The organism is Chitinophaga hostae (assembly GCF_018224885.1).
Classification (GTDB): domain Bacteria; phylum Bacteroidota; class Bacteroidia; order Chitinophagales; family Chitinophagaceae; genus Chitinophaga; species Chitinophaga hostae.
This window is the reverse complement of the sequence record NZ_JAGTXB010000005.1, coordinates 270,511-290,253: the sequence shown is the minus strand read 5'-3', so window position 1 is coordinate 290,253 and position 19,743 is coordinate 270,511. Positions and strand designations below refer to the sequence as shown.

At 43.5% G+C, this 19,743-nt stretch carries 14 protein-coding genes; 1 reads left to right on the top strand and 13 read right to left on the bottom strand.

Going from position 1 to position 19,743, the window contains the following annotated elements; genetic code table 11:
• Nucleotides 1-20: 20 nt before the first annotated feature.
• The 12 genes from KE626_RS12955 to KE626_RS12895 form a co-directional block, all read right to left on the bottom strand.
• Entirely contained in the window at nt 21-1,631 is a 1,611-nt protein-coding gene (locus tag KE626_RS12955; protein WP_211973324.1) for a discoidin domain-containing protein, read from the bottom strand.
• Nucleotides 1,610-2,089: a hypothetical protein gene (locus KE626_RS12950; RefSeq protein ID WP_188104238.1), complete on the bottom strand. Its 480-nt coding sequence runs from the start codon at nt 2,087-2,089 to the stop codon at nt 1,610-1,612. The genes KE626_RS12955 and KE626_RS12950 overlap by 22 nt, the downstream gene beginning before the upstream one ends.
• 515 nt (nt 2,090-2,604) lie before the next feature.
• Entirely contained in the window at nt 2,605-3,744 is a 1,140-nt protein-coding gene (locus tag KE626_RS12940; RefSeq protein ID WP_211973322.1) for an acyltransferase family protein, read from the bottom strand.
• 93 nt (nt 3,745-3,837) lie between these two features.
• Nucleotides 3,838-5,418 carry a beta-N-acetylhexosaminidase gene (locus KE626_RS12935; RefSeq protein WP_211973321.1) on the bottom strand — a complete coding sequence of 527 codons (1,581 nt, stop codon included), beginning with the start codon at nt 5,416-5,418 and terminating at the stop codon, nt 3,838-3,840.
• A gap of 58 nt (nt 5,419-5,476) precedes the next feature.
• Nucleotides 5,477-6,199, bottom strand: a complete 723-nt coding sequence (locus KE626_RS12930) for a DUF3823 domain-containing protein (protein WP_211973320.1) — start codon at nt 6,197-6,199, stop codon at nt 5,477-5,479.
• Between the two features lie 20 nt (nt 6,200-6,219).
• Nucleotides 6,220-8,019 carry a RagB/SusD family nutrient uptake outer membrane protein gene (locus KE626_RS12925; protein ID WP_211973319.1) on the bottom strand — a complete coding sequence of 600 codons (1,800 nt, stop codon included), beginning with the start codon at nt 8,017-8,019 and terminating at the stop codon, nt 6,220-6,222.
• Nucleotides 8,020-8,053: 34 nt separating this feature from the next.
• On the bottom strand, nt 8,054-11,392 hold the full coding sequence (locus KE626_RS12920; protein WP_211973318.1) for a TonB-dependent receptor: 3,339 nt from the start codon (nt 11,390-11,392) through the stop codon (nt 8,054-8,056).
• A gap of 234 nt (nt 11,393-11,626) precedes the next feature.
• On the bottom strand, nt 11,627-12,817 hold the full coding sequence (locus KE626_RS12915; protein WP_211973317.1) for a FecR family protein: 1,191 nt from the start codon (nt 12,815-12,817) through the stop codon (nt 11,627-11,629).
• A gap of 162 nt (nt 12,818-12,979) precedes the next feature.
• Nucleotides 12,980-13,555, bottom strand: a complete 576-nt coding sequence (locus KE626_RS12910; RefSeq protein ID WP_211973316.1) for an RNA polymerase sigma factor — start codon at nt 13,553-13,555, stop codon at nt 12,980-12,982.
• A 483-nt stretch (nt 13,556-14,038) separates the two neighbouring features.
• Nucleotides 14,039-14,788, bottom strand: a complete 750-nt coding sequence (locus KE626_RS12905; protein WP_211973315.1) for a DUF4397 domain-containing protein — start codon at nt 14,786-14,788, stop codon at nt 14,039-14,041.
• A 300-nt stretch (nt 14,789-15,088) separates the two neighbouring features.
• On the bottom strand, nt 15,089-15,352 hold the full coding sequence (locus KE626_RS35200; protein WP_428845025.1) for a sigma factor: 264 nt from the start codon (nt 15,350-15,352) through the stop codon (nt 15,089-15,091).
• Between the two features lie 369 nt (nt 15,353-15,721).
• Nucleotides 15,722-15,934 carry a hypothetical protein gene (locus KE626_RS12895; protein WP_211973313.1) on the bottom strand — a complete coding sequence of 71 codons (213 nt, stop codon included), beginning with the start codon at nt 15,932-15,934 and terminating at the stop codon, nt 15,722-15,724.
• Between the two features lie 498 nt (nt 15,935-16,432).
• Between KE626_RS12895 and KE626_RS12890 the strand changes: the two genes are divergently transcribed.
• Nucleotides 16,433-16,651 carry a hypothetical protein gene (locus tag KE626_RS12890; protein ID WP_211973312.1) on the top strand — a complete coding sequence of 73 codons (219 nt, stop codon included), beginning with the start codon at nt 16,433-16,435 and terminating at the stop codon, nt 16,649-16,651.
• A gap of 527 nt (nt 16,652-17,178) precedes the next feature.
• Here KE626_RS12890 and KE626_RS12885 read toward each other — a convergent pair.
• The gene (locus KE626_RS12885) at nt 17,179-19,722 is read right to left on the bottom strand and encodes a TonB-dependent receptor (RefSeq protein WP_211973311.1); all 2,544 of its coding nucleotides are present in this window, start codon (nt 19,720-19,722) and stop codon (nt 17,179-17,181) included.
• Between the last annotated feature and the right edge of the window lie 21 nt (nt 19,723-19,743).

Here is a 19,743-nt window from a genome sequence, read left to right as displayed (position 1 = left end):
ATATGCCAAAAGATAAATCATCAGAATGCACTGATCTCAGAAAAGTACAACACCTTGTTAGTGCCGTGAATAGCGGTGACCACCAGTTTCAGGTAACGTGCATTCACTGCTGCAGGAAATGAAAGCCTTGTTTTGCTTTCTTGCACAGGGCCTTCCGGTATTTCGATGTTAGTATAAGTAGCCGCCGTTTGCCAGTTAACGTTATCCTCGCTCACCAATACCTGCATATCTTTGGGCTGGCCGCTGGAATAGTCGATATCAAATTTGCGATTCTTAAATGTAATACCATGCAACGATTTTGCCGATTTCGTATCGATGGTAATATGATGCGGAAAAGGCGCTTCCCCGTTTACCCCGGCGGTAGACCAAAACGTATATGGATTATTGTCCAGTACATAAGCAGCACCACCTTCCTCCGGCGCTGAAGGCCAGGGCTCCTGAGAGGAAAAGTCGATCACTTCCCAACCAGTCCGGTCATATTCTTTCATATCGAACACGATATGGTAATCATACCCGTGCCGGGTGTCGGTAGTCAGATTTAACCCGGCTGTATAGAGCTTGAACGACTGCCCCATGACATGCTGGTTATTGTTGGTTACATTCACAAACCAGTTGTACCACCAGGAGATTTGCGGAAAACCGAAGTCCCTGGGGCTCCAATCCTGTGTTGGCATACTATTGGCAAAAGAAATAAATGTTTTACCATCGGTATCATTGCCAATGCAAACATATTTTTTGAGGAATTTATTGTAACATACATTGGCAATATTCACGTCCGGTATAATGATGGTTTCATGGCCACCAATGCCGGCTTCCACCCAGGCACCGTTGTAGAATTTCTTCCAATACCCTGGTGCAAGTTTATCACTGAGCCGGCACCTGGCCACACAAATATCCTGCTCCGTTCTGTGCCCCGAACTATCTGAATAGAAGCCTTTTTTATAATAGACATACGCATACCCATCGCCCGGAATGAAAAGATCAAGATCACCCGCACCGTAATATTTTTGCCCCGGCGGCGGTGGGATGGATTTGTCCTGCGTGATGATATCGCCCTGATAGGTCCATGTTTGTCCTTTGTTAACCGACGTAGCAAGCCCCATGCGCCGTTCCTTTGCTTCGGTTTTCCATTCGTTCAAGTAGTTGTATTCACTGTAGGCAATGGAGTAGAATTTACCATCAGACGGATCTATCCAAAGTCCCATCAGCCAATAGTTACACCAGTCGTTTCCTTCCGTAGCATAGTCAGGAAAGTTAGCTGCAGGTTTTGGCTGCGGCAACTGCTTCACGGCATTGTTGACATTAGCGCCTTTCCATAGCTCCCATAAATTATACTTGCCATCCCAACTAGCACAGTTTCCGCCGAGTATATAGAGCTGCCCCTGGTATCTGTCGATGCCCGCCATCTGATCAAACTTGTACGCATTTTCGTTTTTTACGGTATCCACTTTCCAGAGAATAGAATCATAGGTAGCACTGGAGCCTATCACACCTGCTGTGAGCGAGCGTTCTGTGAGCGAGCGTTTAGCAGTATCTTTCGGATCCGGGGCCACTGTTTCCTTTACCATTTTTTTGTTACACCCCATCCCTCCAATACTCAAAAGTATAATCAACAATAGTTTACGGTACATATATGTATGTGTTTAAGGTGAGATAATAAAAGGTTGTTATCCCCCGCGGCCAGCGCCGCAGGGGGGATAAGGTAGTGTTTGTTTTTATCGAATACGCGGCTTGTCCTTACGGGATAAGAGAATTTCCCGCTGAATGCGTCATTAAGTATCTTTATTGATTCCGCGACATCAGCATCAGAATAAGCGTCTGGGTCTTCATTCACAATATGTATAACTACAGGTAATGTAACTAAAGTCAGAGGAGGCGCCAGTTGACCAGGGGCGGCCATGTAATGCCTTTGCAGGATAGCTTTGTTGGCAGCTTGCTCCCTTCCCCGGAAAATAGAATTCTTTCGCCATTCCTTTTGTAGTATCTCTGTACCACAAGGACGGACAAATACAGGCATCCCTTCCTGAGCATAAGTAATAAAAGGCAATAAAAGCACCATCAAAAGCGATAGCTTATGTCTTTTTAGCATAGGTATGATCGTTAAAAATATGGTCCAGGTCATAATAGGTATGATCGTTAAAAAATATGGTCCAGGTCATAAAAGGAATCTGCCAAACTAATAAAACACCGATCGACTACATTCTTCCTATGCGACAGCTGATTTTTTTTATTCTTCGGAAAAAATCTGAAAAATGAAAGCGTTTTGAAGTAAAAAAGAATCAGTTACAACAATCCCGCCCGTTTTTTTTAAGATGGCAGCTCAGGATGGTCGTCAGCTTAGAAGATACAAGCGCAGATGGAAGATAGAACGTTTTTTTACATGGCTCAATGCCTTCAAACGTGTAATCGCACGATATGACAGAGAAATAGAACGCTATCAAGCACTTATTCATCTTGCTTTTGCTTTAATCCTGATGAGAAGAATTATATAGTATTTATGAAATAACCTCTAGTAACAATGCATAAATTCTCATAGGATTCATTTTTTTGGTGAAAAATTATAAACCGATTCGTCTTATCTGGTCAGGGTTTCATGGCAGTACGTTATATCCGCACGAAGGTTTTATTGCGATACATATAATAAAGCAAGAGCCAGAGAACGCCAAAAGTGCCAGCGGTCAGCAGAAAACCACCAAATTGCCCGAGATGTTTTGCCAGTCCTGCGAACAAGGTGTGACTAATGTCGGCAAAGCGGATGATATCCGGTGCTATATAGGCTACAATAGCATTTGTGCCGATAATGATGAAGACAAATGCCCACCGCTGGTAGCCTAAAATGTCTATCACCCAGTAAAATAATGCAAGTAACAAGAGACTCCAGCCTCCCGCCCACAAAACCATCGAGCTGGTCCAGATATGCTTGATGATTGGAAAATCAAAACTCCAAAGCCAGCCAGCCAACAGGCAGGCCAGTCCTGATATAACTAACCAGAACACCTTTTGCAATTTAGGCCCGGGAGCACGCAGCAGATGACCCGCCATAACGCCTATCAGCGTCGTGGCGCCGAATCCTATGCTACTGAGGATCCAGGTGTAATCATTGCCATCCCGAAAACGGCCTAATACGGATTGATCAACCCACATTGCCAGATTTCCCTCCGGCGTAAGCACTCCGGCTCCATGGCCAGGCACTGGTACAAAGCGCATCAGCCCCCAATAGATTAGCAGTAAAACGCCTGCCAGCACAGCCTGCCCTTTTACCGGCAGCTCTATCAATGCAATAGCAGAAATCAGGTAGCCGGCGGCGATTGCCTGAAGGGTGTTGCTGTAAAGCAGCAAGTCGTCCATTCGGAAATGAAGCAGATTGCCTTGGGCAACCATGCCCAGCGCCCACAACAGCAGCACGCGATAAATGACTTTCAGGTAAATGCTGCGGCGACCATCCCCCTGCGCCAGCCGTTTCCCTATCGAAAACGGCATGGCGGCCCCCACGATGAACAAAAAAAGCGGCATGATCAGGTCCCAGGCTACAAACCCCTCCCACCGAACATGATCAAATTGCTCTTCCAACCAGGATGGAAGCGGGTTAGCAAAAATCTTGAAAAATTCATATACCAAAGGGCCGCCCCCTGCGATCCAAAACATATCAAAACCCCGTAGCGCATCTATTGAAACTATTCGCTCTGCCGGCGCAACAGCATGAGACAAACGCGCACTTCGCATTTGAATGGATTCTTTCGTCATTAGTGATTTGAATAAGTTGCTAAAAAAGAAATATCTGATTTATAGGTCCGTTGCTTTTGGGAAACTGAACAAGACTAATTAGACATAGCCATATTAGTTCACGTTCCATTTTACGTTCCATCTCGCAGAAAAATATTCCAGTGCTTTGCTAAAATTGCTAAAATTCTTGTTGGCTGCCAATGTCCAGCTATCTTCCGCATAAGCGGCCAGTCTTGGGTACACCTGTTTATTCATGCTGGCTTCATCGGGTATCCATTCCCCCCACATCTGGCAGCCAGTGCCGAGTATTTTCGCATGATATTTTGGATCCAGCCCTTTGGGGATAGGATCAAAGCCATAGGCTTTTTCCAGCGAAATGTCTTTGTAGGAATAATCCAGGTAGGTAAACTCACTGAAGGAGTTCACCACATCGTATCCTCTTGAAACTGCCTGGTCAATGATTTTAAGGTCGCCTGTCCAGAACTGTATAATAGTGCCGGGCGCTAATTTTTCTCTGTTGGAAACCTTGCCGGCATCAACATCCTCCAGCATACTGTTCATGATTTCATTCCATCCGGCCATCCTGCGGTATTTGCCAGCAAGGAAGTTGGATATCCCGTTGGTGAACGCGATCTGGAGGTCGCCAGGAGATACAATGTGATGTTCTTTCATGTAAGCCTGTACGCCGGCATCTGCCTTCCACTGGTCAAACTTCACTTCATCCCCGCCTATGTGTATTACTTTAGAAGGAAATAGGTTGATCACTTCCTCTAAAACATCATGCAAAAAGGCAATTACCTTTGGATCTGCTACGTTGTATACATCGTATTGTATGCCAAATTTGCGTGGTACCCGGATTTTTTTTTGCGATGTTCCGAGCCAGGGATAGGAAGCAATGGCTGCCGCGCTATGCCCTGGCATTTCTATTTCCGGGATAACAGTGATATGTCTTTCAGCAGCGTAATTAATGATTTCTTTGATTGCTGCCTGCGTATAGAAGCCTCCATGAGGCTTACCGTCATAGGTATTGCCGTCAGCATCCCCGCCAATTTGCGTAGAGTCGCGGTGGCTGCCGATGGCAGTGAGCTGCGGATATTTGAGTATCTCAATGCGCCAGCCCTGGTCGTCGGTAAGGTGCCAGTGAAAAGTGTTCATCTTGAGCAAGGCCATTTCATCCAGCAGACGCTTCACAACTGTGCTGCCTTTGAAGTATCTGCCTTCGTCGAGCATGAAGGATCTCCACGAAAAGCGAGGCTTATCTTTAATGCTGACTGCATTTAACGTATATGTGTTACCGTTACCATGAATAAGTTGGCGCAGGGATTGGATGCCGTAAAAAATACCTGCTGAAGTAGGGGCAGTGATAGAGATATTATCCGGCTTTACTTCCAGCAGGTAACCCTCTTCACCGAGTTCTTTTTTCAGCTTTTCATCGAAAATAAGGCGAATAGCGTTATTTTTTGAAGATGCTTTCAATTGGATATCCAGGCCAGATGCTTCCTGTATTGCCTGTTGCAATTGACGCGCTTCCACAATATTGTTGCCGGCGTTTATGACTGTGGCGCTGGTCAGTTGGAACACGCCAGTGCCGGTTTTTACTTCAGCTGGCTGAGGTATAATGTTGATCGCGTGAAGAGGAATACTGATAATCAGTAGCATGCACCCATATACCCCAAAGGCAAATAATTGTTTCATTAAATATTTTTTTTCGTTTATTGAATATTGCTAAGACTGTGGCAAAATGAATGCTCGTTTATTTGCCGGCCGTTTTTATTGCATATATTTTAGAATAGTTATAGTAATTCTGCGGATTTATACTGCTTGTGGCAGTGCTGCTGCCTGCCCTTATGTAATAAGTGGTATTGGGAGCTAACCCTGTGAATACTACAGTAATAGTCGTATCTCCATTTACAGGCTGTATGTTCCGGTACCGGGCGTCTCCCTTATTCACCCCCAGGAATTCCTGAACATCCACAACTGAAGCGGTATTTAAAAATGCTCCCCCCTGAGCAATTTGTTGAGCGGCGTCATTGCTTTTGATACTATAAGTAAAAGTAGCGGAGGTATCGGTTACATTCCCCGTCTTCAGTGTCACATAAATCCATGGGCGTACTTTGAGATCGAGTTTCGTATCTCCATTCACAGTCGCAATAATAGTATCAGCATAGAACGGGCCTGATGGCGCCACCTTATAAGTTCCGGAGAAAATACTCGCATTTTTATATGTTCCGTTGTTAAGAAAGTTGCTTCCAATAGCACCAGATGCTGTTGAGCTGTAGTTCAACTGAAACAAATTAAGTATGCCTCCCTGTCCTATACTGCTTGCCATAGGAACAGTGTCATTTGTTCTGATGTCTATTATTGCGCCAGACAGGGATGCCCGGGGAGGCTCATAGTTATCCAGCTTATTACTACACCCGATCTGCATACATGCGGCAGGGAATATCAGGTAAAAAAGGATTTTATATTGGTTCATGTTTTTAAAGTTTAAGACACTCAATAACCTGGATTTTGCACCAGGTAGCTATTTGCTCCGCTGACGTCAATTTGTTCATAGTACAGCCGTGGTGGAAAAGTACGACCGGGTTTAACAGGTATGGGGGCAATGGTGAACGTGTATTGCATTTGTGCCGGATTGGTATTTGCTTTCCAGTTTAACCAGGGAAAGAGTGCGCGGAATGTGGTGGAATTTAACACCTGGTCTGCAATATGCCATCTCCGTAAATCCCAGTAACGATGGTTCTCAAAGGCTAGCTCCACCCGCCGTTCATGTCTCACCTGACTGAGGCCAACCGTTGATAGCAATTTTATTCCAGCTCTGGCTCTTATCTGGTTAATAGCGGATAAAGCATCACCTGGTTTTCCCAGTTCCACAGCCGCCTCCGCAAAATTCAACAACACTTCACCATACCTGAATACGAGCCACGGCTGATATGACTGGCCATCATTTGGGGTAAAGTTCACATCTTCTACCAGGTATTTCTTCTGATAGAAGCCGGATTTTGTTGGATCCGCTGTTGTAGTAGGCCCATCTTTCCCTGTGAACGTAATTGTATATGGAGCGGCACCATAGATTTTGGTCTGATCTTCGTTAATGAGTGTGTCTGTTCCGTTCACTATTCCCCTTCTTAGTTCAATATATCCTCCCTGGGGATCTTTATTGGCGTGCCACTCAGCGCCGGGGTACAGGATGGATGCGAAAAAACGCGGATCCTTTCCTATAAATAGATCGGCCGGATTGTTGTACCTGATTGGCTTACCTCTGTCGTCCACTATCTTTAGTTTGCCCGGTCTGCCATCTGTATATTCGAACTCTTCAACCAGCTCAAGCACAGGATTCACAGAGTTGCCATAGTCAACCCTAAAGCTTTGAGGGGAGTTATAGAAGTCGAAACTATGCCCTCTGTTTGGTAATGAATAGGCCTCAGCCAGGATGGCCTCCGGATTGGTGGTAGCATCCCTGCTATTGAACAATAATTGAAAATTCCTGGCAGGATCGCTGTTGCCCTGAAATAACTTAAACTTGTCTAATGCGACAATTGCCCGGGCTGCATCATATGCTTTTTGCCAATACGTGTTTGCCATAGATGAAGGGATGCCTACCAGACCATTCAGCTGCACATGCCCATATTTAGCTTCTGAGGCTGCATATAACATAGCTCTGCATTTCAACGCGAGCGCGGCAGCGTTAGTGACCCTGAGTGGCCCGTTAGCCTTTAATCCATTACTGCCAATAATATCATCTAACTCACTGGCAACAAAATCATAAATCTGTTGCGCTGTACTTCTTGGTATTTTCAGATTGTCAGCGGTGGTCAGTACTTTGGTAACCAATGGTACGCCTCCATAGCGTTTAACCAATCCGAAATACGTGAGCGCGCGGAGGAACCGTACTTCCTGCAAATATTGATTGCGTTCCGGGGCTTCCAGACTTGTGGCATTAACGATTTTGGCAATAAAGTCATTTTGCCGGCGTATAAGATCATAAGGCCACCAGTTCCCAAATTGTCCATTAGGTATTACGCCAATGATTGATGGTTCCGACCAGGAATAAGACTGAACGGCTTCGTCTGTCCAAACACTTATATAGTTTCTTTCCTGCCCGTAGGTGAAATCTTCGTATCCGGCACCGGAGAGATCGTTATAGAGCGCCGCAACAAGGGCCTGCACAGCAGCAGAGGAAGCATAAGCCTGGTTGTCCGCTATCAGGTTCTGAGGCTGAAGCCTCACAAAGTCTTTGTTACAGGCCCAAAGTGTGGCCACCCAAATCAGGCATAATATATATGTGCATTTCATGACTTTACTGAATATAAAATGAAGGATTTTAAACCTAAAATTTTGCATTTATTCCAAATACAAATGTTCTCTGCTGAGGGTAATACGCCGCTTCAGCATCACCAACTTCGGGGTCAAGATATTTTACCCCGGTGATAGTAAATATATTCTGGCCTGAAGCAAAGAATCGTAAACTTTTCATACCTGATTTTGCCAATATTTTCTTTGGAATGGCATAGCCAATCTGTACGGTTTTCAGGCGCAGATAGGTGCCCTTTTGCAGCCAGAAGTTGGAGCTTAACCTGTTATTTGGATTGCCGCTTATGATGGTAGCCGGGAATTTTCCAGGTACCCAGGGACTGTTCGGATTATATATATCTTCACGATGCCAACGATCTGTAAAATAGGCATAGGAATTAGCGTTATTCCAAAAGGGATTTTGCAGAACGCCGCTGTAATTCACATTGAAATTACCTGCGCCTGCGAACAGCAGGGAGACGTCAATACCCTTATAACTTGCATTTAAGGCAAGTCCATATTGAAGTTCGGGGTAGTCGCCCCTGCCTATTACTGTTTGATCCCGGCTATCAATTACACCATCTCCATTTATATCTTCGTATTTAATATCACCGGGATGTAAGGTTGCATTACCACGGCTGTCCTGTACAGGAGAACGATTTATTTCTTCCTGTGACTGAAACTGGCCGATGGCATGGTAACCAGTTAACCTATTTTGCCATCTGTAAGCGGTATTATTCAGATAGTTCTCACTTGCGCTCCCGTAAGGAGGTTGTTCTATATATGCATTCCTGCCCCGGGTCCATGATATATTGGGACTTACATTTAATTCAAAGTCACCTATCCGTTTATAATATCCCAGCTCCAGTTCAAATCCCCTGTTATTGGTGCTGTTCAGATTCTGCTGGGCTACGGGTATAGCGGAAATGCTGGGAAAGGAGGCGGTAGGATAGGCCGGAATACCTGTCACATTTCTGTAGAATACTTCAAAGGTACCGGTAATAGTATTGTCAAATAATCCAAAGTCAAGCGCTGCATTAAAGATATTAGCTGTTTGCCATGAAAGGCGTGGATTGGCAAGAGTACCTACTTGCAGACCATTAACAACTGTACTGCCCGAGAAAATATAGTTACCGCTGGGATAGGTGTACCCACTGAGATATTTGAATTCGTCAAATGAATCATCATCTGCCACCTTCGCCCAGGAAGCACGCAATTTTAAATTACTTAGGAAGGCGAAGTTAAAAAATGGTTCTTTATTGATCACCCAACCGGCGGAAACTTCCGGGAAGAATGCACCATTTAAGAATTTGTAAGAGTAATCATATCTTCCTCCCAACTCTAACAGGTATTTAGCCTTATAATCGTAGTTGATACGACCTACATAGCCCTGGTATGCGCTTTGACCGAGCTGATAAGCCCCTGTGGTTTGATTGGTGGCGTTGCCCAGATCCAGATTGGGTATTGCATCAACGGTAAACTGCTTCGATCCCTGTATGCCGGCGGAATTGGTTTTTCTTCTCTCCAGCAGCAACAAACCTGTAAAGTGATGGGCGCCGTTGAAGGTATGATCGTAATTAAGCGAAAGTTGCACATTGGAAGTGGTTCCTCCTTGTGAATAACCCTGCTTTAAGGTGGAAGGCGCATTTCCGGTGTAAGTGGGGGTATACTTTTTTGTTGTGGGATCATAGCTGTATAGGAGATACTGTTTGCTCCAGGTCGAATACCTGTTATTATTCGATTCATAGCTGAAGGAAAGTCTGGCATTTAATCCTTCAATATACGGGATACTATATGTTAAAGTGCCAATACCAGTAAAAACATCCCATACGCTATTGTTATAGCCAGAATAGGCGGCCTGGGCCATGGCAGCAGGATTTACCTGAACATTTGTAACTGCAAAGTAATTGGGATCGTTGTTGGCATATACCGGCGTTATAGGATAAGACCTCTGAATAACATTGACGATGTTAATGGCGTCAGTGCCAGGTATAGGGGCGTTAGGGGAAAACCTGTTTTCCTTTCTGCCCCCCAGGTTTAATTCTGCAGTCAATCTTTTATTAATCTGCATACTGATATTACTCCGAAAATTATAACGCCTGAACTTCACATCTCCTGAGCGAAGTAATCCCTGCTGGTCTAACATCCCTCCTGAAACAAAGTACTTTACCTTGTCCGTACCACCCTGTATATTAAGATTAACATTGTTCATAGTGGCCCATTTTCTAAATACCTCGTTATACCAATCTGTACTCTTGTAGCCGGAGTCAACTCCCATTTTCCATTTCTGCACCTCTTTCGCTCCATAAATAGGCGCATTCCCTGTATTTACGCTCGCTTCATCCATGAGTTCAGTGAATTCCCCCGCATTCATTAACCGAGGGTATCTTGTGATACCCTGGATGCCTGTATAAGCATTTAACGTAACCACTGGCTCCCCTGTTTTCCCTCTCCTGGTAGTAATAAGTATTGCGCCATTTGCGCCTTTGAAGCCATACATAGCGGCAGCGCCGTCTTTCAAAATGGTAAAGCTTTCAATTTCATTAGGATCAATCTGGGTGATGTTGGATGGAACGCCGTCAACAATTGTCAGAGGAGATCCAAATCCCCTTATGTTGAAGCTTGCAACATCATCTCCTGGCTGGCCACCGCCTTGGCGAAACGTTAAACCCGGCAGGCGCCCCTGTAAACCATTGATAACATTGGCAACAGGCGCTTTTGCTATTTCGACGCCGCTGATCTGCGCTACTGATCCCGTGAGGGTTGTTTTCCGTTGCTTTCCATATGCCACTACCACCAGGTCCTCTAATTTATTTTCAGAAACAGCCAGTATGACCTGTAAATAATTACTACCTGAAAAAGCTATCTCCCGCTGTTTAAACCCAATGGAGGAAATAATAAGTACACCGGATGGTTCCGGTGATTCCAGGGAGAAAGTGCCATCGTCTTTGGTCGCAGTGCCTGTTTTGGTCCCTTTTATAAAAACCGTAGCCCCAATAACCGGACGCCCGGCTGAATCTGTGACCTTACCCGAAATCCTGGCTGGAGGGGTGACGTTGTGAATAGTAGGGGAAAAGGGCAATGCCGGAGCCTCCCCGACCACGATCATTTTGTTAACGATTTTGTAGGTGAGGGGCTGACCCGCAAAACATATATCCAGCGCTGTTTTCAACGATTGATTATTAATGTCTGCCGTAACCGGCCTGGCATTCTGAATATGTGTTTCATTATAGAAAAAAAAGTAGCCGGATTGCTGCTGTATTCTGGAGAATACCTCGCTTAATTTTGCATTCTTCACTTTAATAGTGATGACCTGACCGGTTGAGGCCCTGGATTGCAGGCAGGCGATGACAAGCAGAAGAGCGGTGAGTTTCATGAATAAAAGGACCGTGGATCGTTTTACCAATATTTGTATTAAATAAAATAATAATACAAATTTCGTGATAAGAAATTGCATATCTTTGATAGATTAAGGCTGATAATAAGAAGGTCTGATTAAATCTTGTTTACGCCTTTTAACGTCCCGGTGCTGTCAACACTGGGATTTTTATTTGCATAAGGCGTCCATGAAGTCATGTATTCATCTGTCTGTTTGATTTTGATAAAAAAATTACAGGGATAAAACAGTTAATTTATTCCCCTCTATTTTAAAACGGATATTTGCATGTGTCAATACCGTCAGGAGCTCTGAAAGAGATAATGTCCTTGGCACAGTGCCGGTAAACAGATCCTTTGCCGGCGCGCCTTCATATTGCACATCAACATTATACCAACGGCTTATCTGGCGCATCAATGTGGCAACATCGGTTCTATGAAAGCGGAAAAATCCATCTTTCCAGGCAATGATTTCTTCAGTATTTACTTTCTCTACGCTTATATTTCCCGTTTTATCCAACTTTGACTGCTCACCGGGAACAATTATTCTTCCATGTTGGGTGAACGTTTCTATTATTTTGACGCTTCCCTCCAGCAGCGTGGTCCGGATCGCATTTTCATCAGCATAGGCATTGACGTTGAAATGTGTACCCAACACATTTACCAGCATGTTGTTAGCTGATACAATAAAAGGCTGTGCAGCATTTTTAGCTACCTCAAAGTATGCCTCGCCCGATACTTTTACGCGTCTTTCTTTCTCCCGGAATAAAGTAGGGAAAGTTATGGACGATGATGCATTCAACCATACTTTTGTACCATCGGGTAAAGTGAGCTGGTATTGAGATCCACGGGGCGTGGTTACCGTATTATTCACAACCGTGACGCCCCCCTTTGTTTCTTCATAAATAACGCCGCCTTTGACGGATTTGACGATCCGGGCGCCACCTTCGTCGGCCAGCATGCCGCTTGTTGAATCGTCAAGCGTTATTTTTTCTCCGTTTGATAACGTAAGAACAGCCCTGTTTACACCGGGGGCAATGTCATTTTTGAAATACGGGTTCTCCACCAAAGATTTAGGATACTGTGTGGTAGCTTTCCTGTTACTATGCCAGTAAAAAGAAATAGCTCCGAAAAGCAACAACACAGCAGCTGCGGCAACGTATATTTTCCTTCTTTTATGAATGAATAAAACAGGGCGATACAGACCGGCAATCCTGGATATTTTTACAAATATCCGCCTTTTCAACTGCTGCCTGGAAATGGCAAAATCCGGCTCCATTTTAATCTCCTTAACGTCTGTTACGCTGTCATACCAGTCATTATACTCCCGCTCTTCCTCTGGAGTAAGCGTTCCCTTTAACCACTTCCTGGCTAATTCACTATATCTCCTGTTATGGTCATATTCATGATTATTGAAAGCACTCATCTCGCTGAAGGGAAGTTTCCGAAAGTCCCTGTTAATAAGAAGTCAATCAGGGAATAAAAATCCCCCCTTTGTTTTTGCTTTTTTTTTGTGATAATATTTAATGAAAGTATTTCTCTACTTGTAAAGCAATGAAAATTAACCGTAAAACATTAGAAGGTAGGGTCAAAAGAAGCTGGTAAAATGCCTGAAGGAGGTCATCAATGATTGGATGGCGCGGGCAATACTTCGTTCAACGGCCTTTTCAGACACTTGCATTATGCGGGCTATTTCTTTATGACGTAACCCTCCTTCATGATTAAGCTGAAAAGCTATTCTTGCTTTCTCAGGTAGGGAGGCTACATGAGTTTCCAGGCGTTGTTGCAATTCTTTAAAGTCAAGCCATTCTTCCTGGCTTGGGTATGAGACCTCAATGTTTCGGATAATTTCCTGCCCGTAGCGTGTTGCATGGTTCATTTTAGCCTGGATATTGATTATCCGGTATTTCACGGCAACAGCGAGATAAGCGGGAAAACTATTTTTTACTTCCAGCTCGCCGCGACGTTTCCAAATGTCTGCAAAGACATCTTGTACAGCATCTTCTGCACCACTGGCTATCTTTAATCTTTGCATGGCCATATAAAAAACCCTGTCCCAATACCGGTCATATAGCGCAGCAAAAGCCTGCTCATCGCTATTGCGGAGCAGAAATAGCAATTCATTGTCACTATAAGTATTATATATCTCTCTGTTGAGCTTCATAAGCTACTTGTTCTCAGAAGGGGAAATTTAATAACCCAGGATTTAGCAAAAGATTTGGTTGCTACTTTTTTCAGGTAACTGGTATTAAAGTACGATGTTAAGGTAATTAAATTTCTCAAAATAATGTTAAGGCATGGATGTTTTTTTATAAGGCTGTAGCGGCGTCGGGTTCTTTCAAACCGGCCACAAACTATGCAGAAGATGGAAGTACCGCCGGCTCAGCATATCGACATAAGATATTCTTCAGACTCTAAACCACAGGCAAAAAACCAGCTGCAATTAGCGTCACGCTTTGGGACATAAAAAAAACCGAAAACTACATAACAGGTAAATTTTTATTGAGAATTGCCTGTTACGATAATCAAATTGGATTTTGTAATGAATTGCCTGTTACTAATGTAGCCTATAAACAGCCAGGCCAGGAACACACAAAGGCCGCTCTCCCTCCAGAGGCGGCCTTTCCCTGTTATCACACCCCTAAATTTATTTGTGTTGAGATACCTGTAGGCCAATTTTGGTGGTTCCAGTCCCTTTTGTCAGACCACTCAGATACAGTGTTGTCACTTTTCCTTCTCCCAGTTTAACAACGGGAATGTCAAGGATCGTCGTCTCTTTTGTACCATCTTTGGCTTTGACCTTCACACGGTAGTCGCCGGCAGCAACAGATTTGAATGTAGAAAGTGATTTGGGGTCTGGCTTATCCCCAACATACGCAGTATTACTTATTAATCGGAGACTGTCTTTATCTTTGAAGACATCAATATTAATGGAGGCAGCATCAGGTGACAGGTGCAGGAAACGTACGCTGGTTTTTCCTTTTCCCGGATCGCTCAGATTATCTTGCAACAGCAATGCCTTAATCTTATTATTCAACAGTGTATCATAAAGGAACAATGAATAATTTCCTTTGTCTACCAGCGGATACTTTCCATCCAGTAACACTTTGCTGCCATCCAATGAAAACTTCAGTGCAATATCTTTGTCTGCAGATACAGTGATATAAGCTTTAGGACTTCCCAGGAATGTTAGTTTATCCTGGTGTTTCTTGCCATTGATTTCTGAAGTCAATTCACCTGTTTTCGGAGAAGCATGTACCAGTAGTATAGTGGCATTCTTACTTGGTGGTGGAGGTGGCGGCGGAGCCGGGTCATCCTTCTTTTTACAGGAGGTGAACACAGCACCTGCTAACAGCGTAAAGGCAATACCTTTCAGAGAGATTCTTATTTGTTTCATATTTTGATTGTTATTAGATTAATACGACAGTACAGGTAGCATTTCATTCAACAGAATTCCGTTGTTCTATCCGTTAGTAAAACAGCAGATCACCTATTTTTCCTATTCCAACCGATGCTATTTTTTTTTCGAGAAAGAACATATTCAATAAGCGTTCGGGAACGCTATCAGCAGCCTGACGAAAATAAGGAGGCCACCGCAGAAGAGGCACCTCCGTTGAGTTATTATGCGATTTAAAAGTGTTGCTGCCAAGCCCATATTCCGGTAGTTCTGAAGTCATGCTCATATCAAAATGACGAACTACCAAATCCAATATCTTGCCTCCAAAACGAAAGAATGCGTTGGCAGATGCATTGATTTCAAATGTATCTTCCCTTCATACAGTAACGGACCAGTGTCTGCCATAGCGTCCAGATCCTCCATGAAAACAGCTTGTTTCTTTTCCCTGGTGAGATACGTAAGGCAATTATTGCGAACAGCAGTGAAAAGATAAAAACGCATATTGTCTGATTGACTCAATTCTCTGCGCATTTGCCATATCCTGATAACCACTTCCTGTACAATATCTTCATTATATACACTGTTCTTTCACAAAACTGTTATCATAATTGCAAAGGGGAGTACAGAATTTCACGAACATCAGCCGAAACTGTTCATAAGGGTCTTCTGTATGCACTGGAAAAAAAATTTACCAAATATAGTAGCGTACTTATAATCTGACTCCAGATTCACATTACCGGTTCTTTCACAGATTATATATTCAGTAGAAAATGAGATCCCTTCGATTCCTCCTATCGCATCATAAATTAAAAACATGCCCATGTGGTAGCCGGGCAGTAAGCATCCAGGGTCTCCTGAAAAAACAGGAAACCCTTGGCATAGTTGAAAACCCAGATCCATCCATACCTCTCAATACTACTGCCTTCTTTACAATTAAGATAAATGCTTTCTGTCTGCCCTCTTTGTAGTATCTACCTTTGGTATGGGTTTGAATGCTGGTGCTGCAGTGCGGGTTGAAGTTTTTTTGCAGGTATCTGCAACTTGTTTGCGTTGCCCTTTTGATGGGTACTGCGCGATTGCACCTGTAACAACAATCACGGTAACAGCCATTGCCGTCACTGCTGCAAAAATTAATTTGTACTTCATACCCTTTTTTTTTAATATCAACCGTTCAAAGAACCACTGCTTACAATAGTAATACATAAGACAAGGATATTTTCCTGTCCTCTCAGGCCAAAACATTGTTAAATTCAAGTTAAAGCAAGTGATTCCAGGTGCAGATTCACTTAAAATGCAAATTTTAGAGATTCCAGCCTGCTACAATATCCTTCGAATACCTTTTTTATTTCATAATGGTAGAAATTACTATTTCGTACCCTCTTTTTGACGATACGTTCCCCCCTCTGTTTCAGAAGGAATAGTATCTTTAAACTGGTAATGGGCATAAAACTTTGATCATACTATTGCTATATCCTGTTATCATCTATTTAAACAATAAAATTCTGCGTTACAAGAACTATCAACTACCGCTGTAATTTTTTAACGTTGCCCGGCCAACGTTGAAGCACAATAGCCCGTGCCATAGTTGCAGAGATGCTGTAGCTTTCTGTGCCTCTCAAATCACTCAATTAAACCTTTCAAATTATGAGAACACCTTTTTTAGCACCCCTATTAATTTGGATGTCAACAACCAGTTATCAATTAACCACACTGCCAGCGCCTCTTCCGGAGAAGAAACGGCAACTGATTGAAAGTGATAACATCAATATTTTTAATACCAACAGATGGCTATATAAAGGCACTCTATGGGAAACCGAAAACCACGATGGCAACGGTGTCCTTCAAAGGCCGGACAAAATCTGATTAGCTGGCCAGACAATTAAAATGACCACCAGAAGCTTCTGCTTTAAGAAGCTCATTATACAATAAATAATGTTACCTGAAAGCTCTGCAATAACATGTTATTTTCCCACAATAAATCCACAAGGTATACCTGTAATTTTTATTTGATAAGAAAATTAAATAAACCTTAAAATATCGGTTATGAAAAAACAGTTTTATGTCAGCTTTACGCTGCTTCTATTGACAGGATTTTTCCTCTCATCCTGCATAAAAAATAGTAGACCTTATCTCTGGAAAGCGTGTAAATATAAGAATCGGGGGTTTACAACTTCGATTCTTATATTTTAAAACATACCCCGTATCAGATACGAAGGGCCCTGATCTTGTTATTCAACAATGTATCATAGAGAAACAATGAATAATTCCAATTATCGGCTGCTGCATGATGAAAATAAAGAGGCCAGCCGCAAAAGAGGCACCTCTGTTATGTTGTAGTCATCCATATGGATGTTTATCCCGAACCATTTATCAGCAATTATTTCAACCTATCAGAAATTCAGTTTGTAGGACAGGTAATATACCGGGGTAAATAGGCGGTTGTCTGATAAGTTAAAGTCATTATTGTTTATATTCCAAATGCCGGACTGCAGTCCGGCATTTGGATGAAGAACATTATACAGACCGGTAGAAACTTTATGTTTTAGCTTTCCCGTTGTAAAATAGTAACCCACGTTAGCATTAAGCCTGTGATAGGATGGTGTACAGCGATCGTAATAGGGCCATTCTGGATTGTCGTCATCTTCGTCGTCTGCTTGCCTTGGTATCCAATCCCCGGTATTAAAATGCCATATAGCTCCGAAATTCCAGTGCCTGTTGGGTTGAAAGTTAACAGCCAGGTTGAGGTTATGTCGTCTGTCATAACGAAATGGAAATTTTTCGCCATCATTCACATCATCACATTGTCTCCCGCTCCATGCCAGCGTATAAGAAAGCTGCAGCTGTAATTTCTTCATTTTTTTTCCTGCAAGCAGTTCTGCGCCGTAGCTCCAACCTTTACCCACAGTAATATCGTCAGGCCATGTATCTTCGTCATAAGAAAAGTTTCCCTTGCCGGGATAGCTGGTGATATTATTCATTTTCTTGTAATACAAATCCATTGCAACAGAAACGACTTTGCCATTATTGAAATTATATCCAATGTTAATCATATTACTTTCAGCAGGCTGCAACGAGGCAACGCTGGGTACCCAATGCTCACTATTAATACCGAGTGCGGGACTTGTCACCTGGTGCAGGTATTGTACCATCCTGGCATATGAAAAAGTTAGTTGTTGATGTCTGCCAATATTATATGCAGCGAACATTCTTGGCTGTAAAACGGTGTGACGGTAATCCATGCCCCTGTATGCAGAGAAACTGATCCCCGGTCTGACCAGTAGCCGACGGCTGGGATGAAACTCGTTCTCATAGTATAATACTACTTCCGTGAATGGTAGTGGTTTCATCGGCTCGTTGCTTTCCTCCTCTTCCGACAGTTCCTGGGAAATGTTGGTATCAAACGGATGAATGATCGTACGCACAATACTGCCTCCAAAGCGAAATTCCGTATTGGAAAATGCTTTGACCTCGAACTGCGTTTTTGCCTCATAGCGTTCAATGGACGCATAGTTATTGTATGCGTCCGATGAGATTATTGCCCCTGTCGTATCGTCAACATCATTTAATTTAAAACCAGCGAGGTTGTGATAATTGCTAACATTTAGTGTTGTGTTCATAAACGTGCGCGAACCAATTACATGGCGCCAGTTAACCGTAGCCAACCTGTTTCCCCAAGCCTGCAGATACTGTAATTCAGTTTGCCGGATCCGTAGATGGTCATTGCCCAGATATCCACTGAGAGTTACTCTATCACTATTACCGAACAGATGCGTGATCTTAAAATGAATATCGTAGAACCGGGCGCGATAGTTACCATCCTTCCTATTGAACAAAGGATCACAGCTGCGCCTGATTGATGCCATCATAGCGGTGCGTCCCTTCCGCAGTGGCCCTTCTACAGCAACTCCCGCAGCCATCAGCCCGGTATTCAGCTCCCCACTCCATCTATCCATATTGCCGTCCTTGGTATTAACCTCCGTCACTGATGACAGTGCCCCGTCAAAGCGCGTGGGAAAATCATTCTTGAATTGCCGTATCGATTTCAACGAGGCACCACTGACAATAGATATTTCCCCCAATAGGTGTGTAGGGTTGAATACCCGGTTGCCATCCAACAGAAATGTGCTTTGTCCCGGATCCCCACCTCGCACCATCAGCTGACCCATCATTTCCTGTGATTCAATATTGCCAGGCATGAGATATAACGATCGTACCGGATCACTTTCCCCAAGGAAATTGTTATAGATAGAAGAAAGATATTTATCGACATTAGAACCGCCATCTTTCTGTGGTGCACATCCTGATGTTATATTTACCTCCGGCAATAAAGTAGGCTTCAAAGTAAAACTTCTCTTAGTATCGCCGACAATAAGTATCTCCGCCATCTGTAGAGGGTATCCTGTGTGCATGACTTTTATGTGATGCCTTCCCCTGGTAAGACGCAAACTATAGTATCCAAACATATTGGACTGACAAACCTGTCCGGATGCTACATTCATTATAACCGCATAGGGTAAAGGTTCCAGGCTGCCTTCTTCCCTTGTATAACCAAACAACATATATTCATCCGGCTGCTTCAAAGCCGTGGAAGCAAAACTGGTTGGTATCAGCATTATCTTTCCATTCCGTTCTTCAATTCTTACCTTTCTGCCGGCCAGCAGGTTGTTCAATATATTTCGCAACGTTGTCGTTTCTTCTTTCAGCTCGGCCATTTGGCCCCCATTAATATATTGTTCTGCATATTCAATGACGATTCCACTCCTGGCACTTATTCTTTGCAACAGGAAGAGCACTGTTCCCCGCTCGGCATGGCATACGAGTTTTACTTCCAGCAACTTACCCTGTGCAAAGGTGTAGCAGTTGCCGGTGGCAAGGATGATCAACGATAAAAATATTTTCAGTCCTGCTTTCTTATATCGTATCGGAGTTGTCACTCCTTAAGCATGTATGCTTTT